16 protein-coding genes are annotated in these 24295 nt (G+C 60.2%); 10 read left to right on the top strand and 6 right to left on the bottom strand.

Translation table 11 applies throughout. The features are described from left to right. The first annotated feature begins 369 nt into the window (after positions 1–369). The gene (locus HGSM_RS14905; protein WP_019146967.1) at positions 370–3060 is read left to right on the top strand and encodes a methyltransferase domain-containing protein; all 2691 of its coding nucleotides are present in this window, start codon (positions 370–372) and stop codon (positions 3058–3060) included. 263 nt (positions 3061–3323) lie between these two features. On the opposite strand, the gene HGSM_RS01485 is transcribed toward HGSM_RS14905, so the two are convergent. Further along, the gene (locus HGSM_RS01485; RefSeq protein WP_019146966.1) at positions 3324–4625 is read right to left on the bottom strand and encodes a type II toxin-antitoxin system HipA family toxin; all 1302 of its coding nucleotides are present in this window, start codon (positions 4623–4625) and stop codon (positions 3324–3326) included. Beyond that, positions 4625–4927: a helix-turn-helix domain-containing protein gene (locus tag HGSM_RS01480; RefSeq protein WP_019146965.1), complete on the bottom strand. Its 303-nt coding sequence runs from the start codon at positions 4925–4927 to the stop codon at positions 4625–4627. Before HGSM_RS01480 ends, HGSM_RS01485 begins: the two co-directional genes overlap by 1 nt. 219 nt (positions 4928–5146) lie before the next feature. On the opposite strand from HGSM_RS01480, the gene HGSM_RS01475 reads away from it, so the two are divergent. From HGSM_RS01475 to HGSM_RS01460, 4 genes are all read left to right on the top strand, one after another. Then, on the top strand, positions 5147–5815 hold the full coding sequence (locus HGSM_RS01475) for a type I restriction-modification system subunit M N-terminal domain-containing protein (RefSeq protein ID WP_081581253.1): 669 nt from the start codon (positions 5147–5149) through the stop codon (positions 5813–5815). An 82-nt stretch (positions 5816–5897) separates the two neighbouring features. Continuing rightward, on the top strand, positions 5898–6308 hold the full coding sequence (locus HGSM_RS01470; RefSeq protein WP_040594222.1) for a hypothetical protein: 411 nt from the start codon (positions 5898–5900) through the stop codon (positions 6306–6308). 78 nt (positions 6309–6386) lie between these two features. Beyond that, positions 6387–6569, top strand: a complete 183-nt coding sequence (locus tag HGSM_RS01465) for a hypothetical protein (protein WP_019146963.1) — start codon at positions 6387–6389, stop codon at positions 6567–6569. 226 nt (positions 6570–6795) lie between these two features. Continuing rightward, positions 6796–10065, top strand: a complete 3270-nt coding sequence (locus HGSM_RS01460; protein ID WP_019146962.1) for an ABC transporter ATP-binding protein/permease — start codon at positions 6796–6798, stop codon at positions 10063–10065. A 1546-nt stretch (positions 10066–11611) separates the two neighbouring features. Here the strand turns inward: HGSM_RS01460 and HGSM_RS01445 are convergent. Both HGSM_RS01445 and HGSM_RS13485 read right to left on the bottom strand, forming a co-directional pair. Beyond that, a complete protein-coding gene (locus HGSM_RS01445) occupies positions 11612–13330 on the bottom strand; it encodes an MDR family MFS transporter (RefSeq protein ID WP_019146959.1) in 1719 nt (572 codons plus the stop codon). Positions 13331–13507: 177 nt separating this feature from the next. After that, positions 13508–14338, bottom strand: a complete 831-nt coding sequence (locus HGSM_RS13485; protein ID WP_019146958.1) for a TetR/AcrR family transcriptional regulator — start codon at positions 14336–14338, stop codon at positions 13508–13510. Positions 14339–15008: 670 nt separating this feature from the next. Here HGSM_RS13485 and rlmN point away from each other — a divergent pair. After that, a complete protein-coding gene (gene rlmN / locus HGSM_RS01435) occupies positions 15009–16148 on the top strand; it encodes a 23S rRNA (adenine(2503)-C(2))-methyltransferase RlmN (RefSeq protein ID WP_040594442.1) in 1140 nt (379 codons plus the stop codon). Positions 16149–16282: 134 nt separating this feature from the next. On the opposite strand, the gene HGSM_RS01430 is transcribed toward rlmN, so the two are convergent. Both HGSM_RS01430 and HGSM_RS01425 read right to left on the bottom strand, forming a co-directional pair. After that, a complete protein-coding gene (locus HGSM_RS01430; protein WP_019146956.1) occupies positions 16283–16648 on the bottom strand; it encodes a hypothetical protein in 366 nt (121 codons plus the stop codon). Between the two features lie 177 nt (positions 16649–16825). Continuing rightward, positions 16826–19960: an efflux RND transporter permease subunit gene (locus HGSM_RS01425; RefSeq protein ID WP_019146955.1), complete on the bottom strand. Its 3135-nt coding sequence runs from the start codon at positions 19958–19960 to the stop codon at positions 16826–16828. A 285-nt stretch (positions 19961–20245) separates the two neighbouring features. Between HGSM_RS01425 and HGSM_RS13480 the strand changes: the two genes are divergently transcribed. The 4 genes from HGSM_RS13480 (at position 20246) to HGSM_RS01405 (ending at position 24160) form a co-directional block, all read left to right on the top strand. Beyond that, positions 20246–20866 carry a TetR/AcrR family transcriptional regulator gene (locus HGSM_RS13480; protein ID WP_019146954.1) on the top strand — a complete coding sequence of 207 codons (621 nt, stop codon included), beginning with the start codon at positions 20246–20248 and terminating at the stop codon, positions 20864–20866. After that, complete coding sequence (locus HGSM_RS01415) at positions 20863–22458, top strand: MDR family MFS transporter (RefSeq protein ID WP_019146953.1); 1596 nt, start codon at positions 20863–20865, stop codon at positions 22456–22458. Before HGSM_RS13480 ends, HGSM_RS01415 begins: the two co-directional genes overlap by 4 nt. A 388-nt stretch (positions 22459–22846) precedes the next feature. Continuing rightward, positions 22847–23347: a hypothetical protein gene (locus HGSM_RS01410; RefSeq protein ID WP_154646202.1), complete on the top strand. Its 501-nt coding sequence runs from the start codon at positions 22847–22849 to the stop codon at positions 23345–23347. A 309-nt stretch (positions 23348–23656) separates the two neighbouring features. After that, positions 23657–24160, top strand: a complete 504-nt coding sequence (locus tag HGSM_RS01405; protein WP_019146951.1) for a M15 family metallopeptidase — start codon at positions 23657–23659, stop codon at positions 24158–24160. Positions 24161–24295: the final 135 nt, after the last annotated feature.

Raw genomic sequence — 24295 nt, 5'->3', positions numbered from 1 at the left:
GTTTTGGTTGGAATTTGCTTCCACCGAAGCGCGCCAAGGCCGGATCGGATGTGATCCGGAACTCAGAGGCCTCTGGCCAGTCAGGTTAGCCCAAAAAGGGGATACTGGCACCCGTCATAATAGTGACAACATGTTGTCACTTGACAATTGCCCCGGGGCGGTGCATTGTTGAGGTGTCGCAATGACATGCGCTCGGCAACCAGAGGCCGAGAATCCCGTGCGAAACCAGAGCGCACGCACCCGCCACACCAGGCAATCGCTGCCTCCAGAGGGCATTACGCTCCGCAGCTGTCGCTTCCGGCACCACATTCAATCCCAGAGCCGCGCCCACGTGAGCCGCGCCGGGAAGCGCTACCCAAGGAGAGTCACTTGACTACCAATCCACGCGCATACGTCGGCACCTCCGACATCGCACGACTTGCGGGAATCAACCGCGCAACCGTTTCCAACTGGCGCCGCCGCGGTGTCGGTTTCCCTGAGCCCGTGGCAGGCAACCCCGCCCGCCCGCTCTTTGACCTCGATGCTGTGACAGCCTGGCTCGAGGACCGGGGGATCCCTGTGGGATCCGCCCCGGACCACAATCTGATTAACGACGATTCCCTCGCCACCCAGGGGCAGTCCGGCTCCGCGGATAGCTGGGGTGGGCGCGGGCAGGGTCGCGGTGACGGCCGCGGCAAACGCCGTGGAGCGGGCCGTCGAGGCCCTGGACATGAAGGGCCTGGCCACGACGGGCCACACGGTCGCGGAGATCGCGGTGGTCGTGGACATGGGCGGCCGGGTGGCCGTGGCGAGGGGCGCGGACCGGGGCGCCGGTTCGAGGATGCCTTCCGGCTGGAGTCGATCCTGCGCGCAAGCCTCAAGCCGCACGATGCCCGCCGGCTCATCATTGAGCTCACGGCACTCAAGGCGCTTGAGCGTCGAGGCGAACTCGGCGATCTGCTCGGTGAATCTGAAGATCTTCGCTCAGGAGCGCTTGCTGCCGCGGAGGCAGTTCGCTCGGAGAACGAGGCGCTGGCTGGTACATTCACGGACCTTGCCCGTTACCTCGATGATTCGGGCGTGGCACGCTCCGCCCAGCTTATCTGGGCTGAACTTGACCAGGTGGAGAAACTTGACCGGCTCGCCCGCGTGATCGGCCGATCCATCGGCGACGACCGCTTTGGCTCGCCTGAACACGTCTCCTCGCCACTCGTGGCCAAACTCCTGGCGGGCCTCGCTCAGGACACAGGTCCATCCGCATCCCGAGCCGTGCTTGGCGCGGGAACCGGACAGGTCATCTCCCGGCTCGACCGCAAGGTCGGCGGAGATCTGATCGGCTGGGATAACTCCGAAGAAGCAGTGGAGCTCGCCGCCGCGCGACTGGCTATTGCCGGGTCGGACGCGCGCGTCGAGGTGCGCGACCTCATGGTCAACCCACCCCTCGGCAAGCGCTACTCGGCCGTTGTATGCGATGCACCTTTCGGGCTGCGGACACCACGTGACGTGCACGAAAAACTGGCGGAAATCGTCGAAAATCATGAGCGCACGAGCGAGGCGTACTGGGTCGCGCTGACCCGCGAACTGCTCGCAGCCGGAGGGCGCGGAGCCGTGGTGCTGCCGCTCGCCGCGTGGGAGAAGTTGGGGGCGCGCGAGTCGCTTCTGACCGGAGGACACGTTGAGGCAGTGATCTCGTTGCCGCGCCACACCATGCCGTCCTTTGAGGGGCGCAGCGTGGTGCTGGTACTGCGCGGAGGATCGCTGTTTGACCTTCCAGTTGGCGCGCGCTGGCACTTCCTGAACGGGTCCAGCAACACGCTGTTTGTGGACGTGGAATCGGCATTTGGTGCCGAAGCATTTGAGGGTGCTGGGTTTGGGCCTGGTGCTGGGGCTGGCGCTGGGTTTGGGCCTGGTGCTGGCCGCGGGCCGGCGCGCAGGCGAATGAACGGCCTGAGTCGTCACGCCGTGAGTGCCGTTGTGGACCTGGTCCTGAGCTTCCGAGAGAACCCCACGGAGTTTGCCGAGGGGCGAGTGAGCGCCGATGATATCGGCCACGATTCCGTGCGCGCGGCCGTGGTGCGGACCGAATCCGACGTGACCAAGCTGGCGGATCCGCGCCAACTCCTTGGGCAGTCCACGCCTCAGATGCGTGCAAAGCTTATCGACGGTGCGAGCCGAAACACCATGGGCCTAGCGCGCGGACTGCGCCGCGTTGGCCGACGGGTCGACCTCGCCGAGGCGGGGGAGCGCCTGAAGGAGATCTCCCAGGACTTGGCTCAGGTAGACGCGAATGAGTTTGTGTTCAGTGAGCCGACCTCGCTTGGCGAGATGGGGGTTCCGGTGCACGCCTACTCGGCCGATGAAGAAGTTGAGGATGGAGACATCCTGGTGCTTCCGGGTGCGGGCCGTCAGGTGGTGCGCTTCAAGGTCGTGACCGAGCGGATGCTCGAGCGCAGGGCCAAGGGGCGCCAGGGACGCGAGGGGGCGCGGGCTGGGGCTGGGGTTGAGGGTGCTGAGGCCGGGGCAGCTGCGGTTTTCGGCGGTGCTTCGGGCGGATTTGCTGTAGGTGGCGAAGTTGAAGGTGCGCCGGCTGGTGCGCGGGCCGGTTCGCCACTTGGCGGCGAGCCAGAGCGCGGGCGCAAGCGGCCGCAGCCGATCGTGATCATCAAGTCATCGCAGATTGACGTGGACTCTCACGTCATAGCGGCGGCGCTGTCCACAACCCAGAACCAGTTCATTCTGGGCAGGCGGCTAGAGCGCATGGAACGCCACGGCGGACCGCGTGATCGTGGGCCGTGGGCTGGCGGGCCAGGTGGACCCAGTGGGCGGGGCAGTGGTGTCGGCGGGTTCAACCCTGGGCAGCGGGAACTTGACGCCGCTCTAGTATCGACCGGTCTAGCTGACCTATCCGTTCCGCGTGAGAATGGTGAGACTGCTGACCGAGTAGCTGAAGCACTCGTGGAGATCGAACGGATTGCGGCGGCCGCCCGCGCATTGCAGGAGGACGCACGCTCTGCGGAACTAGCAATAGCACCCCTGCTGGGACTGAACAAGTTCGCGGCAGCGCGGAAGAATCGTCGCTAATCCTCTAGTCCCCCATCGACCAAACTCAACCCAACCCCAACCCCACCCATCGAACGGATGATTATCAATCCGTTCGATGGGAGCGAATGGGCCGTGGCCCGGTGCATCTGCACCGGGCCACGGCCCATTTTGGCGTGTTGCAGGTGGTTGGTGGGGTTGGAGTCGCCCGCTCATGCAGCCGGGCCCGGGAAGAAAGCAAGCTATCCGACCAACACAAGAGGTCCGAGCTGACTGAGCGAGCTGAATAACCCGAGCGAGCCGAGCTACCCAAGTGACGTAGCGAAGGCCTCTGCCCGTATTCGCACGGCGTCGGCGTACCCCGCACCGGACTCGGTGACAAGGTGTGCCGGCTCGGAAATGTCGCCAGACAGAGTGCTAACGAGTTGCTCGCACACTTCTCCCACGATTTCCGAGGCTGATGTGGGGGAGTATCCCCAGCTCGCGGCCTCATCGCGAATGTGGCGCCCGTTGATGTGTCGCAGGGAAGACTGCTGGGCCACCACGTGTCCGAAGCCGCGGAAGTTCGAGTTTGCCAGGAAGACTGGCGCAACGTCGTACAGCGGAGCGAGCTCGACCTCGCCCTCGGCGGTGAGAGTCAGTGAGTAGTTCTTGGAGTGGGCGTCGCCGTTTCCAACGACCGCGTTGAACGTAATCTGGCGGATCAGGCTGGGGATGAAGTCAGTATTGGCAAAAGGCAGGGCCTTGCTCACGAGTTCCTGGAACCGCGTGTGCTCGGAGGTGCTGGCTGGCTCGTACTTGGCCGCAACCGGGATGCTGAGGGCCTGGGCGAAGTCCTCTTGGTGAACCCTCAGAGTGGCTGGGTGGTTGGCTGGAGTGCGATCTTGCTTGTCAGTCGTTGCGGGCCCGTCGAGCTGATCGAGCCGGTCGAACCTGTCGACGAGCAAGACTTGGCGGTCCCCGAATGTCTCCAGCGTTGTCTGAGCCGCTGGAATCCCGACCGAGCGAGCAAGGTCGAGCGCCCAGTGTTCCAGCTCGAGCAGGCCGGAGATGGGGGTGTTGCTCGGATTGGGCTTTGCAATGACGTTCGAGGGTGCTCCCGCCGCGGGCCAGAACCATCGGTCACCTTCGCGCCACAGGAGCAGTTTGGGCTGCACTCCTCCGAGCGAAGCGGAGAGCGGGAGGTCATCCGGTGTGTCGATCGTCGGCGTGGTCAGGACGAGGTGAGTGAGTTCCGCCGCGGAGAGTTCGCGGTGGAAGCCCTCAAGATTGCTCTGGGCAGACTCCGTGAATTGGACTGCGCCGGCGCAGTCGAGCCCGATGTAGCGTAGCAGGCCAAAGGTGTCGTTTGGGCGGACCCCGTACTGCCTTTCTAGGGTCGCGCGCAGTGGGTTCTCGGGCAGGAGGTTGTCAAAAAATCGCTCGAGGTGCGGTCCTTCGAGGCGCTTGAGCGTATTCGGTACCGACAGGCTCAGGCTGGGCGTTCCCAAACCGTGGGCGGCAACAAAGTTGGGGTCAAATCGCAGCCGCAGTTTTCCGGTCCTCAGCTGCTCGAGTTGAGCACACAGCTCGCCGCGCAGCCACACGTAGAGAAGGTTGGCTGGCATCAGTGGTCCTCGGTGTGCGGCGGGGTTGGCTGAGTGGGCCGGGTGGGCGCGGAGGCGGGCGGGGTGACGGTGATCTTCGAACCCCGTGGGACCGCAATGACTTCATAGCCGCAGGCCGCGAGGGCGTTGAGGAGAGTTATGGTGGAGGAGTTCTTCCCGGACTCGAGTCGGCTCAGTGTCGGGCGCGAGGAGTCAATGTGCTCCGCGAGCTCGGTCTGCGTGAGGTGGGAATCCTCGCGCGCGCCAGTAACTGCCGCGCCGAGTAGCTCGGGTGTTCGTGCGCGATACCAAGGCTTCATCATGCCAACCGCTCTCCGTGAGTGAATCAAATGTGAGTCATCTTGAAGCTCTTACACAATGAATCATAAGTGATTCATTCCGGTGTGGCGAGCGTTTGAATCATAAATGATTCAAACTCAAAATGTGAGGCCAGATCGTGGGTGTCTGCGCTTCGGCGGATTTTCAACCTTCCGCGGTGGTGAGGCAGGTATTCTACTCGCAGCAGCTACCCTCACGAAGGACTGATATTCACGGCGAACTACGCCTCTTTCGTCTGGAGCGTTGCAGACATCCTGCGCGGTTCCTACAAGGCCCACCAGTACGGTGGAGTCATCCTTCCATTCACGGTTCTGCGCCGACTGGACTCAGTCCTCGCAGCGATTGACCAGGCCAAGCAGGACGGGCTGAACGTTTCTCCCGGTATGCTCCGCAAGCGTGCCGGTCACCAGTATTCGTTCAACAACACGTCCCGGTGGTCGTTTGAGAACCTCCTGGACGATGCGAACAACATCCGCGAGAACCTCCGTGACTATGTGCTTGGATTTTCCGAGTCTGTTCGGGACATCTTTGACAAGTCCAAGTTCGATGACATCATCGCGGACCTCGACAACAACGATCTCCTGTACTTGGTGGTTCAGCGATTCGCGGAGGTTAACCTCTCGCCGCAGGCCGTTGACAACACCACAATGGGTCACGTGTTCGAGGAGCTCATCCGTAAGTTTGCGGAAGCTTCCAATGAGACCGCCGGTGAGCACTTCACGCCGCGTGAGGTCATCAAGTTGATGGTGGACATCCTGCTCTCTCCTGACCGCGAAGAGATCGAGAATACCCCACACATTTCTCGTTCCATTTATGAAACTTTCACACCACGATGGATACAAACGCGCGTGAGCTACGAATTGGCTGCTTGATTGGTTCAAGCGGGAGTCCAGTGATTCGAAGAGTCTGTGACGGCTGCGACGGGTGGCGATCGCGTCCCTGATTAGGAGGATCATGTTCACACCAATTCATCTGGCCTTGGGAATTGAGCCTGGCGACCTGTCGCTGAGTTTGATCGAGCAAGCAGTAGAACACGGGGTACGCGAGACGGGCGCGCTCGACTGGAAGAGCAATGTCTATGATCCTCGCAAGCCGCAATGGGATGACGAGGCCGCCAAAGATGTAGCCGGGTTCATCGCCGAGAACGGTGTGTTCGAGGGCCATGGCTTGTCTAGGATGACCACGGGCGGCCCGTCGGATGTTGTGCTCGCGGAAATGTATGCGATCTACTTTGCGCTATCTCGCTTCCGCCAGCACCGTGGCAAGCTGGTTATTCGCACAGACTCGCGGAAGGCGATCGCCTTGGCGCGGACGGCGCTGGATGGTCACTGCTGCCACGCCAGGCCTGCTGTCCAACACGTGTAGACTCTTCTGCGCACTCTTCAACCCAGGCTCGAAGCCAAGACTATTGAGTTCCAATGGGTCAAGGGCCACTCTGGCGATTTGCTCAACGAGGTCGCTGACACCGTGGCAGTGCTTTCCCGCCGCCACATGCAGGCCGGAATCCCATTGTCTGAATCAAGGAGCCGGCTCGAGGTGTTCGTACGGCAAGCACTCGCCGCCCAGAGTGTTGAGGCCGCTTGGGGAGTAGCGCCAAAGGCCTCATCCGTAGCCCTTGCGGCCTAGAGCCAAACAGCCCCAGCAGCCCAAAGGCTCAGTTTCATGAGAACTCTGAGCCGCTTGACCGCCTACCCCGACCCACACCCGACGATTCCCGCACCTTCCATAAGAAGGCGCGGGAATCGTCGTCAATCAGTTTGTGTTGAGCGCAAGCCCAACTCTACAAACCGGAACTGGCAGCCATCGTCACTCGCTCTTCCAGTAGGCTGGCAGGAGAGTCTGAAAGGCCCTCATGCTGCAACTGTCTAACATCCGTAAGTCGTACACGACCGCGGACTTCACCCAAACCGCACTCGATGATGTTTCGATAGCGTTCCGTGACAATGAGTTCGTCGCGATCCTCGGACCATCCGGCTCCGGTAAGACGACGCTCCTGAACATCGTGGGAGGCCTCGACCACTACGATTCAGGCGACCTTGTCATTGACGGTGTGCCCACGTCTGACTACCACGACCGGGACTGGGACACCTATCGCAACAACCGCATCGGGTTTGTTTTCCAGAGCTACAATCTGATCCCGCACCAGACTGTCTTGGCTAACGTCGAGCTGGCTCTCACACTCTCAGGAGTGTCCCGGACAGAACGTCGCGAGCGGGCGGTAGTTGCGCTTGAACAGGTGGGGCTTGGGGACCACGTCCACAAGCTGCCGAGCCAGATGTCGGGCGGACAGATGCAGCGCGTCGCCATCGCCCGCGCGCTCATCAATGACCCGGAGATCCTTCTCGCAGACGAGCCAACGGGTGCCCTTGACTCGAAAACGTCTGTGCAGATCATGGCACTGCTGACCGAGATCGCGAACGATCGACTGGTCATTATGGTCACGCACAATCCAGAACTCGCCGACGAGTACGCGACTCGTACTGTGACCCTGCGCGACGGACAGATTTTCGACGATACTGATCCGTTTGATCTATCCCTTGCGTCGGTGGATGCCAAGGATAAAGAGGTCCGCAGGACCTCAATGTCCTTCTTAACGGCCATTTCGTTGTCATTTAAGAACCTCATGACAAAAAAGGGTCGAACGCTCATGACAGCGTTCGCAGGGAGCATCGGAATCATTGGGATTGCGGCAATCTTGGCTCTCGCAAACGGAGTCAACGAGTACATCAAAGGCATTGAGGAAGACACACTTTCCCTGTACCCGCTGACGATCCAAAGCCAAGGGATGGACTTCACCGCGATGATGACCGCCGGCGCTGCGGCGGGCACCGAGGCGAACAACGCCTCCGATGACTCTGCTGGCCCCGTGAGGGAAATGCAGTATCTGACTCGCATGTTCGAATCCATTGGATCGAATGACCTGGCTGCACTCAAGGAGTTCTTTGATGCGGGTGGTGACGGAATAACAGAGAACACCCAGTCCATCCAGTACTCATACAATGTCACGCCGCAAATCTTTGCGAATACCGCCAATGGCGTTCGTCAGGTCAACCCAGATACCGCACTCGCTGCACTCGGGTTTGGAGGAAGCTCGGATTTTTCTGACCTCATGCCGGTACCGATGGGAACCAGCGTGTTCAATCAGCTGGTCGATGACACCTCACTCATTGAGAATCAGTATGACGTTGTAGCCGGCAGGTGGCCGCAAGCACGCGATGAGCTTGTCGTGGTACTCACCCCAAGTGGGGCCATAAGTGACCTCATGGCCTTCACCATGGGGCTGCGAGACCCTGCGGAACTGGACGACATGGTGAAGCAGTTCCTTAACGAGGAAGAGATCACCACGTCAGGTGAAGCGCTGAGTTTTGAGTATGATGACCTCCTTGCGGCGCAGTTCACTCTGATCAACGCTTCCGACTACTACCAGCATGACGGAACCTACCAGGTCTGGACTGACAAGTCTGGCGATCCTGCGCACATTGAGAAGCTGGTCAAAAAAGGAACTCCGCTGCGGGTGACCGGCATCCTCAAACCGGCTGAAGGTGCCAACACAACGGCGCTTCAGCCAGGGGTGTACTACACCTCCGCGCTGGTGCGAAGTCTCATGGCAGACGCCGCTACGCGAGACATTGTGAAAGACCAACTGGCACACCCTGCTGTCAACGTCTTCTCAGGACGAAGCTTCGCAGAGGAGGAGGCCAACCCCGGGCGCGAGGACTTTGATCTGGCCAAGATCATGACTGTCGATGAAGAGGCAATCAAGGATGCATTTACCTTGGATGAATCAATGCTCACCATCGACCCCTCGGTGCTAAATCTTTCCATGCCGGCTCTGAGCATTGATCCAGCGGCTCTCCCACAGCTTGACCTCGGCAAACTGCTGGAGACTCCCGATCTGAACGACCTGGATCTCGACCTCGAATCGATCCTGTCAAACGTGGACCTGAGCAAGGTTGACCTTGGGTTAAGCGGAGAAGACGTGTCTGCGCTCGCGGGGAAGCTTGCCACTGGGTACGCCGCATTCTGTGCAGCCGATGGTACCCGCTGCGAAAACCCACAGACAGGGTTCGAACTCTTCCTTGAGTCCGAGGAGGGACGCGCGATTCTCACTGAGTTTGAGGCGCTCCAGGAAGAAGCCGCCGAGGGAATCGCCGGCGCGCAGCAAGAGTTGATCGACCAGGTAACCACGCAGATAACGCAAGCCGTAACAGCTCAGGTCGAAGCGCAAGCCGCATCAATTAGCAGGGCTGTGCAGACGGCGATGACGGGCTATATGAACCAAGTGATGACGACGCTGGGGCGGCAGATTGCGCAGCAGGTTGGTCCAGCGCTCGAACGTCAGGTCGCCAGCGGGTTGCAATCCGCCATGGGACAACTCGCTGGGAACATGTCGAATGCGATGAACATCGACGAAGACAAGTTCATTGATGCGTTCTCCCTGAGTATGTCCGAGGAGGAACTCACTGAGCTCCTCATGTCGATGATGTCGAGAGAACAGAGCTCCCTTGACAGCAACCTGACCAAACTTGGCTACGCATCACTAGACCACCCCTCATCCATCGATATCTACCCCAAGGACTTCGAATCCAAGGAACAGATAATTTCGATCCTCGACTCCTACAACGAACGTATGGAACGCCAAGGAAACGAGAACAAGGTCATTACCTACACCGACATCGTGGGTGCGCTCATGTCGTCCGTAACGACAATCATCAATGTGGTCAGTTATGTGCTCATTGCTTTTGTTTCTATTTCACTCTTGGTATCGAGCATCATGATCGGCGTGATCACCTATATTTCGGTGCTCGAACGCAAGGGCGAGATCGGAATCCTTCGGGCCATCGGAGCCTCTAAACGCGATATCCGCCGCGTATTTAACGCTGAAACCCTCATCGTTGGATTTGTTGCGGGCGTCATTGGCATTGTCGTCACAGTGCTCCTGACCATCCCCACAAACGCGATAGTCAACTCACATTTCGGAGTTGATAACGTTGCGCAACTGCCATGGCAAGCCGGAGTAATCCTCATCGCCATCAGCGTGTCATTGACTGTAGTGGCCGGGTTGATTCCGTCGTCGGCGGCGTCACGGAAGGACCCGGTCGAAGCCTTGCGGAGCGAGTAGGCCCAAGTAGCCCACTAGCCTCCCTGTTCTGGATACCGCTTCCCAACCCACACACGACGATTCCCGCACCTCCTCATGGGAGGTGCGGGAATCGTCGTTAATCAGTTTGTGTGGGGCGTTAGCCCGACACTACAAACTCAGCGCACTCAGTTGCTGGCACCCGCAGAGGCATCCGACTCGCCAGAGTCGTCCGACCCGTTTGGGGCGAGTGGCTGTCATGTAGCACAGCACTTCAGTCGGCTATTTTAGCGTTGACACTAGCGCCTCGGACGATTAGTGTGTTACCACAATTACTATTGCAAAGGAGCGATATTGTCTAAAACGCCAAAAATGTTGAAAGTCGCGATGACGGGACTTGCAATTGTAGTTCTGAATGGGGGGGTAGCACCCGCACTCGCAGGCTCCGATGATCCCAAGTCTGTCTCGCTTGAGCAACCGGAGCATGTCTCACTTGAAGAACTGGAAATCGACGCTGACGTCAACTACGAGGGAGATTGGCGAATCGAACTCGACGCTGAAGGAACCTCCACAATAATCCTGGGTCCAGGCACTTCTGGTCGCGTATTGGAGCCTGGCACCGTTAAGTTCGCGGGAACGGAAGTCCAGAAGGGGGTCGACACTCGCGCCTCTAACTGGGTGTGCACTACAACGCCCTTGAAGGCACCGATCAAGTCGCTGGGCCAGCTTGAAGTCTACGCCGGTGCTGTATGTGACAATGGTCGGCCCGGAACGATGCGGCTGCTGCACTACTATGAACGATCCTCTTGGAGCGGGTGGCGACTGTTCACGGATCACCGAAACACTTCCTGGACGTCCGCACAAACCCAGGGCACGAACATTTACGCGCAGTGCATCTCTTCTGGCGGAACATACGACTATCGCGCAAGGGTAGGCATTCAAGTAGCGGGAGCAGGATCTATTTCCACACCCGTCGCGGTTGGGCCGAAGGGTCGATTCACGTGTGGAACTGGAGTTTCATAGTTCATCTTGGAGGTTGGATAAATGAGCGTTCAGCCGCATAGCCTGTGCCGCCTAGTTACATCAGGTGGCAATAGATACATCATTGTCCACGTAAACCATTCAGCATTGGTTTCAAGTTGGGGAGTGTGGCAAAGGAATCTCCAGGGAGAATACCAGTTGGTGCTCGGTCCGTTGGATGGGTACATGCCGCTAGATGTAGGGCTGGTGCGTATCGGCATCACCGAATGGGAGACTCTCGACAGCGAGTTCGCAACACCCTCAGATCTGCCGACTAGTGAATACGTGCTCGCGAACCTGGGGAGTTATCCGAAGCCTAAGGGCGTGCGGAAAATGACCGTAGCCGCTCGGAAGCCATTTCCCGCCAGCATTCTCCACCGACTGCGGTTGCGGAGGCAGTGGCGCCAAGGATAGGTCTAGACCGCCCCTTCGAGTTTCAGAGTTGACCCCGAGGGAACAACTGATTAACCGACACACGACGATTCCCGCATCTCCTCATGGGAGGTGCGGGAATCGTCGTTAATCAGTTTGTGTGGGGCGTTAGCCCGACACTACAAACCCAGCGCACTCAGTTGCTGGCACCCGCAGAGGCATCCGACTCACCGGAGTCATCCGGCCCGTCGGTGGACGTGCCGTCCACGGCCACGAGGACGAGGTCCTCGCCGGCTTCGGACCCGGCCTCAGCACCAACTGAACCAGCCACAACGTGCTCAGGGTCAGCCAGAGCCTCGCCGCGAGCAACCATGCCGGCCTCGTCGGACAGCTTGACCTGACGCATGAATAGCGCCAGAACGATAGCCAGAACCAAGAACGGAACCATGTACATGAACACGGGAGCCAGCGAGTCGGCGTAAGCGTCCACGACGCCCTGCTTCATCTGCGCGGGCATGTCGCCCATTGCGGACGGCGTGACGTTCGCAGAAGCCTCAGCAATCTGCTCAGGTGTCAGGCCAGCAGAGGCGAAGACGTCGCCCAGGCGCTCGCCCAGGCGGTTGGTGAACAGCGTTCCAAAGATGGCCACGCCAAGTGCGGCGCCAACCTCGCGGAAGTAGTTGTTCGTGGCGGTCGCGGCACCGAGGTCGTGAGCATCAACCGAGTTCTGCACAACCAGAACCACAACCTGCTGGACCAAACCAAGGCCGGCACCAAAGAAGAACAGGTAGATGCTGAGCAGCCACAGCGGGGTGGAACCGGTCAGGGTCGACATCGTGACAAGCACAATCGTGGTGAGGATGGTGCCCACGATTGGGTAGACGCGGTACTTGCCGGTCTTGGTGATACGCAGACCGGACCAGATGGACGTGCCCATCACACCGACCATCATCGGAAGCATGAGCAGGCCGGAGGTTGCGGCGGACGCGCCGGACGACATCTGCATGAACGTTGGCAGGAATGCGAGGGCCGCGAACATGCCCAGACCAAGGACAAATCCGATTGCGGTCGCGTTGACGAAGATCGAGTTCTTGAAGAACTTGAGCGGGATGATTGGGTCCGCAGCGCGGGACTCGACCAGCACGAACAGAGCTGCGGCGACGATCAGACCAGCGCCCCACAGCCAGGTGTAGGTGGCGCCCCAACCGTGCTCGGCGGAGGATCCGGCGTCGGTGAAGAAGATGAGCGAGGTCGTAGCGATCGACAGCAGCACAACGCCCAAGAAGTCGATCTTCTTTTCGGCCCGGTGGCTAGGCAGCTTCAGCGTGAACCAAGCGATCGTGAACGCGGCGATACCCACAGGAATGTTGATCCAGAACGCCCAGTGCCAGGTCAGGTGGTCCACAAAGAATCCACCAAGAAGTGGGCCTGCAACTGCGGCAATACCGAACACGGCGCCCATAGGACCCATGTACTTTCCACGCTCGGACGCGGGAGTAATGTCCGCAACGATGGCCTGCGACAGAATCATCAGACCACCACCACCGATACCCTGCACGGCACGGAAGATGACAAAGCCCCAGAAGCTCGTGGTTAGCGCCAGAGCGAGCGACGCAAACGTGAAGATCGCAATCGCGGCCAGGAACAGGTTCCTGCGCCCGAGCACGTCACCAAACTTGCCGTAAATCGGCATCACAATCGTGGTCGCCAGCAGGTATGCAGTGGTGATCCACGCCTGGTGCTGAACCCCGCCAAGGTCGCCAACAATGGTCGGCATGGCCGTTGAGACGATCGTCTGGTCGAGGGAAGACAGGAACATTGATGCGAGCAGCGCCGCAAAAATGACCCAAATGGTGCGCTGTGTCAGAACCAGTTTCGGTTCGTCCACCGCGGCACCTGCAGGTGCGTGTGACATGTTGATCCTTAGTTACTTGTGGTCCCGTTCGCGGGAACGGGCAGTTCGTGGGGCGCTTCCGCTGCGTGGTTTCGGCGCTTTCGCGCCGTGGTGCGGGGCGCTTTCGCGCCGTGATTCACGACGACTGACTCGCCTTGGCTGGTGGGTCTCACGCCCGTGGGTGGTGCGGCGGGCAGGTTACTTCTCCGCACCAGATGGAGTGAAGAACAAGGTGAGGTGCTCGAAGTTGCGCTTGAGCGCCTCGCTGTAGACGGCGGTCTGTAACGTGCAGCTGGCATTGTGAAGGGCAGTGCGCGGTGCGTGCTGCGGAGTGTGGGACTTGTTGAGGTCGATGAACGTGGCCATCGTGAGTTGGTGGCAGGTCAGGGCCACGGTGTGCGCAAAGCTACTCGGGGTTGCGAGTTCCTCGCGTTCTACGATGAGGCTCTCCAACTGGCGTACCAGTCCAAATGCGTGCTCGTGGAGTCGGTCGATGAGAGTTGGCTGCTCAACCAGAACGCGGGACATGATGTCAGGCGTGAAATCCTCGGTCACCATGGACTGGAACGACCGGTCGAGCAAGACTCGGATTGCATCCACAAGCGCGAGAGTGCCCCGCGACGCGAGGAACTCCTCTCGGTGTTCCTCGTAAGGCGACTGGAGAGGAATGCCCAGTACCGCATCGTCCTTGGAAGCGAAGTAGTTGAAGAACGTGCGCCTCGAAACGCCAACCTGAGTGCAGAGCTCGTCTAGGGTGAAGCCGCCCAGACCCTTGTCCAGAGTGAGTGCGCGTGCCTGCGCGATCAGCGAGCTTTGGGTTCGGGCCTTGCGGGCCGCACGGAGTGAGCCGGAACCTTGCGTGGCTTCGGCGGGTGCAGCCTCAGCCGGTGCTGCACCAGCTGGTGCGCCCTTTGTTGCGGCGTTTCCGGCCGCTGCCGTACCAGCGGGTGCGTCCCCGATCGCTGTGTTTCCGGCCGCTGCGCCTCCAAAAGTTGGCGCCGGCAAAACCCTAATTGCACTCTCGCTCATATAGTGCATTCTTGCACTCTTGCTGTCAAAGTGCAAACACGTGTCGCGCCGCACCCTACCTCGCACTCGCCCCACCTCACCAATGTGTGACCGGGCGTCATGCATCGGTGAGATAGCCATACATCGACGGGGGAAGAGGAGCGGGAGGGGGAGGAGGAGCGGGAGGAGGAGTGGATGGCCAGGAAGATCTGGAGGGTCAGGAGGCAGGCGCCACATTTGGCGTCGCTCACGTTTCCCGCGTGTGCCCGCCGCGCGTGAAACAATGGAAAAGATGTCTGCTTCCAAGAACGCCCCAAATAAGCCTGAGTCGTCTCAGCCGCTCGAGCGCGCCACCTCTGGCCAGCGCTCGCGGTCGAACACGCCCGCAATCTCGTCGATCAAGTCCGCTGGCGCGGCCTCGCGCCCAGCCGGCACCACCGGACGCCCCGTTCGTGACGTGATCCGCGGCAACACGGCCCGCCGCAACGCGCGCTCGAACTCCGGCTATGAGGACCGCACCCAGCGCTCGGACCGCAACGACCGCACGATTGCGTGGATCGAGACCAAGGACGCCGAGCGTCGCCTAGCCGAGGAGCGCAAACTCACGCAGGAGGGCCGTGTCTCAGAGCTGCGCGCACGCCGCGAGGGCCGTGAGCAGGTCCGCCCGACCGCAGAGGGGTGGAAGCAGGCCATGGGCGCCGATGGGCGCCCGGAACTCCAGTTCGCCACCAAGAAGCGCGTTACCCAGCCGCCCACACACTTCGCCGACCTCACGCTTGAGGAGCGCCAAGCCAAGCTCAAGGAACTCGGCCTTCCGAGCTTCCGCGCCAAGCAGCTTTCGGTGCACTACTTCCAGCACTACACCACGGACCCAGCCCTCATGAGCGACCTGCCTAAGAATCGCCGCGAGGAGCTCGCCGAGGCTGCTTTCCCAACGCTGCTCACAGAGGTCAAGCGCCTGACCACAGACGATGGCGCGACCATCAAGTTCCTGTGGCGCCTGTTCGATGGCTCCACCGTGGAGTCGGTCCTCATGCGCTATCCCGGACGCATCACGCTGTGTGTGTCATCCCAGTGCGGCTGTGGCATGAACTGCCCGTTCTGCGCGACCGGCCAGTCGGGTCTGACCCGCAACATGTCCACGGCCGAGATCCTCGACCAGATCGTCCAGGCCAACCGCGTCATCGCGGAGGGTGGCCTCGGCGGCCTGCGCCCCGGCGATCACGCTCCTGAGCGCGTCACCAACATCGTGTTCATGGGTATGGGCGAGCCCCTTGCCAACTACAAGCGCGTCATGCGCGCCGTGCACCGCATGGTCGATGAGGCCCCTGAGGGCCTCGGCATGTCCGCCCGCAACATCACCGTCTCCACGGTTGGCCTGGTCCCAGCGATCCGCAAGCTCGCTGACGAGAACCTTCCGTTCACCTTCGCGCTGTCGCTCCACGCCCCTGACGACGAGCTCCGCGACGAGCTCATCCCCGTCAACTCGCGCTGGAAGGCCGACGAGGCCATCGACGCCGCCTACGAGTACTACGCCAAGACCGGCCGCCGCGTGTCGATCGAATATGCCCTTATCAAGGACATGAACGACCACGCTTGGCGCGCTGACCTCCTTGCGGACAAGCTCAACGCTCGCGGCAAGGGCTGGGTCCACGTCAACCCGATCCCGCTGAACCCGACCCCGGGTTCCGTGTGGACGAGCTCCGAACCCGCCGTCACGCGCATGTGGATCGATCGCCTGGAAGCCAAGGGCATCCCGACCACGCTGCGCGACACTCGCGGCAAGGAAATTGACGGTGCCTGCGGCCAGCTCGCAGCCTCCGAGGCCTGATAGACACACAGAAGCGGCTCACCCTGAAGGGTGGGCCGCTTTTGATTTACGACGATTCACCTGCGTTCCGTCCGTGCTGCGGCTTCTCAGCGTGGTGCGAAAGCCACGTCGCTCAAGTGCGCCGTGCGAGAGCCTCAGGTGGTGGGCCCATCCACGGGGAGCAGGATCACGCCGCTACGGACGCCGATGAGTTGAAGTTCCCTGATCGCCTCGTCCTTGGTCTGACCGGTGTATCGAACCACTAGAACACCATCTTCGAACGTGGCTCCAGCCCACTTATCAGGGCTGTGTAGGAACAATGAGCCCACGAGGAGTTGGTAGTTGTGGCTGGCTAAGTCAATGGGAGACATCTGGCTATGGGCGTTGAGGAAAGCAACGCCAGGAATGGAATCACTGTTGTCTGCGCGTCTTATCTGCCCGATGACAAGAGCACTGAGGAGCAGCGCCGCGCAGATCGCAAGGAGAAGGAACGAGCGTTGTGCTGTCCGCGCGTCTTTCACGATGCTTCCCTTCGTTAGGTTTGTTTCCTACTCTCTACTGTTCCCGGTGGGCTGATTGTTACACGATGGATAAGGGGACCCGTACCCAAGCGGGCAAAGCGCGACGAGATGGCTGGGACTTCCCGGCCATCTCGTCGTTAATCAGGTTTTAGCAGTCCCGCGTAGCGGGGCGGCCCACTACGAAGCGGACTCCGTGTCCAGGCCCAAGTTGGCGCGCTCAGCGAGGCGGGCGGCTTCGCGTTCCTCAGCCTTGCGGGTGCGGCGCTGCTCGCGTGAACCCTCGATCAGTTCGTATAGAACGGGGACAAGAACGAGCGTGAGAAGCGTCGAGGAGAACAGGCCGCCGATGACCACGATGGCGAGGTCCTTGGAGATGAACCCGGTACCGCCCGTGACGCCCAGCGCCATGGGCATGAGCGCAAAGATCGTCGCCGCAGCGGTCATGAGGATCGGGCGCAAACGTTGGCGAGCGCCGTGGAAGATTGCGTCAGGCACGTTCATGCCCTGCTCGCGGTACTGGTTGATCAGGTCGATCAGCACGATCGCGTTGGTCACCACAATTCCGATGAGCATGAGAGCACCGATGAGGGGCGCTACGCCGAGCGGAGTACCCGTGATGAGCAGTGCGACGATCGCTCCGATCGCGGCGAACGGGATCGAGACCAGCAGGATGAGCGGCTGCACCAGCGAACGGAATGTGGCCACCATCAGCGCATACACAATGAGGATTGCGATGAGCATCGCAAGGCCAAGCTGACTGAATGCCTCGGACTGCTGCTGGCTGACACCACCGATTGTGGTGGTCACACCCTTGGGTAGATCGAGACCATCGAGCGCGTCCGTGATCTCGGCGGTTGCCTTGGACAACTCACCGGCCGCAGGCGTCACCGAGATCGTGGCGGAGTACTTGCCCTGAACGCGGCGGACGGTGGTCGGGCTCTTCACGATGTCGATCGAGGCCACGTCAGTCAGAGGGAGGCTCGTGAACCCGAGCGGAAGTTGGGTGCTCTTGAGCTGGTTGAGGGTCTTAATTGTAACGCCGTTATCGATGTAGATCTTGGTGTCGATGTTGTCCATGCGGATGGATCCGGTGGCCTGCGGGCTCAGGAGCGACGCCACGATTCCGGACACCTGGATCTCGCTCAGTCCATACATGGCTGCCATCTCACGGTTCACGGTGACCTCGACGTGAGGCTCAACGGTGGACCGGTCGTTCTCAACATCGCCCGAGTACTTGAGGGAGGAGACCTTTTCGGCAACGGCGTCAGCAGCCGGTGCTAGAGCCTTGGGGTCCTCCGCCGAGTCAACCCGAATGTCGATCGTGGACCCAGACATGCCCATTGCTTCGGCGCCGACCTTGATGGTGTCAGCTGCCTCGAGTTTGGCAAGTTCCTGCTCGAGTGTTGCTACGACCTCCGCGGAATCTGCGTCATCCTCCGTGGTGATCTGGAAAGTGGCCTGAGTGGTTCCAGTTCCCATGAGCATGGCCATGGAGTTGGCGCCCGTGGACACAGTGAAGAGCGAGGTCTTGACGCCGTCGGTGTCGGCGATGACCTGCTCAGTTTCTGCTGCGACCTTAGAAATGTTGGCGAGTGATTCGCCTGAGGAGAAGTCCTGAGTTACCGAGATCGTGTCCTGGCCGGTGTCGCCCAGGAAGTCGGTCTTGAGTTGGGTCGCCAAAGCGACCGTTCCGGCGAGAAGCGCCACTGCGGTGGCTACCGTGATGACGGGGTGCTTCTGGGTCTGCCGTAGGACGGGAACGTAGGTGCGTTGGAGCCAGGACTTCTGCTCCTTGGCCTGCGCCTCTGCCTCGATCTGTTCGCGGTCCAGGACACCCTTCTGTTCCGGAAGGAACCAGTAAGCGAGGACAGGAACGATGGTCAGCGAGACCAAAAGCGAGGACAGCATTGCGATGGCAACGGTTAGTCCGAACGGCCGGAAGAGTTCCCCAACCATGCCGCCAACGATGATGATCGGCACAAACACCATGATGGTGGTCAAGGTGGACGCGGTGATCGCTCCAGCGACCTCGCGAACACCTGTGAGAATGGCTTCCTTCTTGGGGGTGCCGTAGGACAGGTGGCGCTTGATGTTCTCGATGACCACAATCGAGTCGTCAACCACGCGGCCAATAGTGATGGTCAGCGCGGAGAGCGTCAGGAGGTTCAGAGAGTAGCCGGAGACGTACAGGCCGATGAAGGCCATGAGGATCGAGAGGGGGATCGATAGCGCAGTTACCAGGGTCGAGCGTACGGAGAGCAGGAACACTAGGATCACGAGGACAGCGAAGAACAGGCCGAGGACACCCTCGATTGCGAGGTGCTTGATCGAGTCGGCAATGAACGGTGCTTGGTCGAACACGACCGTGAACTCGGTGCCTGCGCCGGCCTTGGTCGCGATTCCGGGCAGAGCGTCCTGGATGGCCTGCGAGAGCGCGACGATGTCTGCGTCCTTGGTTGCGGTCACGGAAACCGACAGGGAAGGTTCCCCATTGGTGCGTGTGATGGAGGTGGGGTCCTCGTCCTTGAGCTTGACCGTAGCGACATCGCCGATGGTGGCGGTGGATGTGCCTTCGACGATGAGGGGGAGTGACTCAATGTCCTTGACGGACGTGATGAGGGATCCGGTCTGAACGGCAAGTGCACCATCAACGGAGGTCACCGTTCCGGCAGGGAAGGCGGTGCCATTGGCTTCGAGAGCGTCCTTGATGTCCTGGCTCGTGGCATTGGCCCCTGCGAGCAGGGTCTGGTCAGGGGTGATGACAATGCGCTGGGTCAGTCCACCCTGAGCTGTGACGTCGCGAACTCCGTCGATACGGGAGATCTCTGGGACCACGACCGTGTTCAGGGTTGATGTGAGAGCGGCGATGTCCTCGTCGGCTGTGACGGTGAGCGCAAGCACAGGAAGGTCCGTTGAGGAGCCAAAGAAGATGTTCGGAGTGGTTGCGGACTCCGGGAGGGTCGTGACCGTGTCAATCGCGGCCTTCAGATCGGCGCGCAGGGTGCTCTGGTTGATTCCGTACTCGGTGGTGAGTGATATCGAGGACAGGTTGGTGGCTGAGGTCGTGGCGACTTCGGTGACGCCGTCCACGTTCTCTAGTGCCTTGGCGAGGGGAGCAGAGACCTGGGCATCAATCACCTCGGGGCTGCCGCCGGGCAGTGCGGTGACCACGGATGCGATCGGAAGGGAGATGCTTGGGATGAGCTCTTGTTTGAGCTTGCTCATGGAGAGCAGGCCGCCGAGAGCGATGATTATTGTGAACAGCGCGATTGCGGCGCGGTTCGCGAGGCTTAGGTTGGCTAGTTTGCTCACGCGGGGTCCCTAGTGCTCTTTTTTCGGTGGGTCGTCGACTGGGGTGAGTGCGGCGGTCGATTGCTGGTCACGAGGCAATGCCCGATTGAGGCGTGCCGTGTGGTGCACTGTGTGTTGCATTCCGTGGTGCGGGAACGAGCGCACCATCTCTCAGTGGATGCGTTCCCACAGTAGGAGGAACCGTGTCTAGCGCGCAAAAGTTCCCTGCTTCCAGGTTTTGCGCTGTGTGCCAGCCTACATTGTTTTGCAGTTGTGCAAACTTGCACAACTGCATAAAGTGAAACGGTGGAAAAGTCAGACTTAACTCGCCGTGAGCAAAACCGGATCGACGCATACCGTGCGATTCACCGGGCGGCGTACCGCATGACGGTCATTGAAGATTCGGAACCCACGGTGGAAGAGATCGCCGCCGAAGCTGGCGTCTCACAACGTACGTTCTTCAACTACTTTCGGAGCAAGGAAGATGCAGTTTTTGGGCTGCGCTCCCCTCGGCTCACTGCCACACAGGCTGAGTGCCTCACGCAACAGGAAGTCGAGAATCAACTCGACACGGTCGTTGTTGTACTTTTTGGCGTGATCAGGGAATCCATCGTTGATCGCTCGGCTTTCCTTGAGCGGGCCAAACTCCTCAAGGCGCATGCGTCATTTCGGCTCAACATCTCGAGGCATATTGGTGCGTGCGAGGGCGTTGTGATTGAAAGTATGGCTGTGGAGAAGGGGTTAGACCCCCAAGGCCCTCACTATTACTCCAGCCTCGATGAGCGTACGCGCGCGATGATCATCCTTGCTGGCTCAGTTGCCCGATACACGTTCATCACGCACCCAGACGCAATAACCAAGGAGTCTTCGGAGCATGTCCGCGCTGCTCTCGAGGTGTTCCGACAGGTAATGAAGGAAACTAAGTGACCAAACAAAAGAACTCCATCAAGCTGCTGTTTGCGGGCTTGATGGTGACGCAATTTATGTCCTCGCTGGGGCAGACTGTTCTGTCGAGTGCGCTTCCCACCATTGTGGGCGAGCTTAACGGCGTTGAGCACATGACCTGGGTCATTACAGCCTTCATCCTTGCACTGACGATCATGATGCCTATCTACGGCAAGTTGTCAGACCTCATGGGTCGCAAACCGCTGCTGCTGTTTGCGATTACCCTCTTCATCATTGGTTCAGTCCTTGGTGGCCTGTCTGATTCGATGAATGAACTCATTGCCGCGCGTGCCGTGCAGGGTATCGGTGGTGGTGGCCTCATGATCCTTTCTCAGGCTGCAATCGCTGACGTGATTCCTGCGCGTGAGCGCGGCAAGTACATGGGAATCATGGGTGCCGCGTTCGCTGTGTCGTCCGTGGCTGGACCGCTTCTCGGTGGCTGGTTCACTGAGGGGCCAGGCTGGCGTTGGGCATTCTGGATGAACCTGCCGCTCGGTATTCTCGCGATGATCGCCACGATCTTGTTCCTACACATTCCAAAGCGCACCTATGACCAGCGTCCAAAGATTGACTACGCAGGCATGATGCTCATGGCAGTTGCGACTGCGTCTCTCGTCCTTGCTCTTACGTGGGGCGGTAACACGTACGCGTGGTCCTCGGTCCAAGTGCTCGGCCTCTTCGCGGTTGCGGTTGTTTCGGGCGCTGCATTTTTGTTTGCAGAGTCCAAGGCTGCAGAGCCAATCATGCCGCTCTACCTGTTCCGGGACCGCAACTTCAACTTGGTTACGCTCGCGGCACTCTTCACGTCCATAGCCATGTTTGGTGCGGTCGGGTATATGCCTACTTACCTCCAGATGGCGGGTGGGTACTCGGCCTCGGTGGCAGGTCTGCTGATGGCGCCGATGATGATGGTTCTGCTCGTGGTTGCTACGGCATCCGGAGTGTTCGTATCCAAGACTGGCAAGTACAAGCCGCTGCCCATCATTGGTTCCCTGATTGTGGCGCTCTCGCTGTTCCTGTTGTCCACCATCAAGGTGGACACTCCTGTGTGGCTCATTGCTACGTACCTTTCGGTTCTCGGGCTGGGCCTTGGTACTTCGATGCAGCTCCTTACTCTGATCGTGCAGAACTCCTTCCCTGTGCGCGTCGTGGGAACGGCTACTGCGGCCACGAACTACTTCCGTCAGGTTGGTTCCACGCTGGGCTCCGCGATTGTCGGATCGGTATTTGCCTCCCGGCTCATCGACTATGCCAACAAGAACCTTGCGCAGTTTGGGGACGCCGCAGTGGGATCTGGTGGTGCGAACTCGTTCACCCCTGCGCTCGTCCATGGGCTTCCTGAACCGGTGCGTGAGGCCGTAGTCCTCTCGTACAACCAGGCGCTCATCCCGATCTTCCTCCGGTTCATCCCGCTGCTGCTGATTGCTGCGGTACTTCTCTGCTTCATCCGGCCGAAGGCTCTTGCTACCTCGGTGGAGGACGTTATCTCAACAGCAGATGAGAGCGCGAGCGGTCAGGTCGATTCTCGCCTTGAAAGCGCTCCACATGTGGTGGCGCATGAACGCTCGGTCTGAGCGAAAACCTCAGCAATAAACTGAACAACAAGCCGGAGCATCCGCGTGTGGCATGGGCCACATTTGCGGAGGCTCCGGCTTCTTTTCTGCAGGCCACCGGCATTTCCCCGCAGTGACGTTTCAACACTGTGTTGCAGGTCATTGGCCTTTTGTTATCGATATGTGACACTAGTCGAGGCTCAAAGGGCACTGCATACCGGATAGAACTCCCCATGGAGTCCGACGGGCAGGGCCACTGAACCACCAAAGTTTGACCAACCTGTGCGCACCAAAGCCTGGACAGCCTTGCGGCCGCACTCCACGGGACCCAGCGTTACCATCGCGTTGCTGTGCCGTGTGCCCCAACCCCCAGGGCGGATCTCCGCCGCAAGGACCAAGGTGATATTTGATGGCTGCAGTACGAGGAAAGCGCGTTGCGCCTAAATCGAGTCGTAGCGCCGTGAGTGCTCCGTCTCCGCTTTCAATGGTCGACGCACCCGAGGGCGCTTACCGTGCCAGCTCCCGCAAGGCTCCAGTGGAGTCCAAGCCCGGCGTGCTGCGGAAGCCAGCGGCTGCCGCGGGCGTTGCGCTCGCGGGAATCATCGGTGCCGGCATTGCACAGGGCGCGAGCGCCACATTCGCTGATTCCGCAATTGCTGACGGTGCTTCGGAAGAGGCTCGCGCACTGCCAGATCAGGCAGAGATTGTCGTTGCCGAATCCGCTGCAGACGAAGCCGTCATGCGCGCCGCTGAGGTCCTGAACAACGCGGACACCATGAACGTCAGCGACAGCCCGAAGGTTGCAGCTGCCACAAAGGAACTCAAAGCCCTGCTGGCTGGTATAGAGCAGGAAGCTGAGATTGTCAGTGGCCGCAGCCAGGACAAGGCGTCGCGTTCGGCATCCTCGTAGCGCTCCGCGCTCCCCGCCACTGATGACAAGACTTCCGACGATTCTGGTGCGTCCACCAACAAGTCCAGTTCCGCGGATGAGGACGTTGAGAAGGCTTCAGATGAAGCCACTGCAGCAGCGATCGAGACGCTCACTGCTGACGAGCCTAATGGCGCAGACGAAAGCACGGGCGAGCCGGCGAGTGCGACCGCAGCCCTCATCCTTGTTGGCAACGAGCCGGTTTCTGTTGAACTCGAAGAGTCCGATCTGGACCGGGTTGTTGCAGCCACCGCTCGGCTCGAGAAACTCCTCCAGGGCGGCGCCCTCAAGGTGACCGCAGTCAAGGAGGTCGAGGAAGCTCGCTTCCGTTCCGCGTGGGAAAGGGCTCTCTCGGCAAACCTGAGTTCCTCGGACTTCCAGAACGGTCGCATCCCGATGTCGAAGATGACCGAGATCGCGACGGCAAAGGGCCACTACCTCCGCAACGATGCCGCGATCATGTTCGCCGAAATGAGCAAGGCCTTCAAGGAGCAGTTCGGTCGTCACATTACGATGACTGACTCCTATCGCTCGTATGCATCGCAGGTTTCAACCAAGGCTGCAAAGGGCTGGCTCGCAGCCCCTCCGGGATACTCCAACCACGGGTGGGGACTTGCACTCGACCTCAGGGGACCTGAAGCTCAGTGGAACACCGCAGAGCGTAACTGGCTCGTTAAGCACGGTCCGGAGTACGGGTGGATCTCTCCTGATTGGGCTCAGCGTGAGAAGCCTGAGCCATGGCACTTTGAGTTTGCAGGGGCAGAGGTTTCCAAGACCGCCAAGGCGGCAAAGTAATCCCGCGTGGGATGAACTTCCACCACCGAAACTAGTTTCTTGGCACGAGGCTGAAAGTAAAGTTGACCTTTACCTTCAGTCGCGTGAGTGGTTGTGGAACCTGCCGTGAGGCGCTTTCCAACGCGAAAACTTGGC

The organism is Timonella senegalensis JC301 (assembly GCF_000312125.1).
GTDB lineage: Bacteria > Actinomycetota > Actinomycetes > Actinomycetales > Cellulomonadaceae > Timonella > Timonella senegalensis.
The sequence above is the reverse complement of the archived record's forward strand: the minus strand, read 5'-3'. Positions and strand labels throughout refer to the sequence as shown.

Excerpts from the sequence above, each read along its gene's own strand:
- HGSM_RS13485 (WP_019146958.1), bottom strand. The coding sequence starts at position 14,338 with ATGAGCGAGAGTGCAATTAGGGTTTTGCCGGCGCCAACTTTTGGAGGC.
- HGSM_RS01470 (WP_040594222.1), top strand. The coding sequence starts at position 5,898 with ATGTTCACACCAATTCATCTGGCCTTGGGAATTGAGCCTGGCGACCTG.
- HGSM_RS01480 (WP_019146965.1), bottom strand. The coding sequence starts at position 4,927 with ATGATGAAGCCTTGGTATCGCGCACGAACACCCGAGCTACTCGGCGCG.
- rlmN (WP_040594442.1), top strand. The coding sequence starts at position 15,009 with ATGGGCGCCGATGGGCGCCCGGAACTCCAGTTCGCCACCAAGAAGCGC.
- HGSM_RS01460 (WP_019146962.1), top strand. The coding sequence starts at position 6,796 with ATGCTGCAACTGTCTAACATCCGTAAGTCGTACACGACCGCGGACTTC.
- HGSM_RS01445 (WP_019146959.1), bottom strand. The coding sequence starts at position 13,330 with ATGTCACACGCACCTGCAGGTGCCGCGGTGGACGAACCGAAACTGGTT.
- HGSM_RS01410 (WP_154646202.1), top strand. The coding sequence starts at position 22,847 with ATGGCTGCAGTACGAGGAAAGCGCGTTGCGCCTAAATCGAGTCGTAGC.
- HGSM_RS01485 (WP_019146966.1), bottom strand. The coding sequence starts at position 4,625 with ATGCCAGCCAACCTTCTCTACGTGTGGCTGCGCGGCGAGCTGTGTGCT.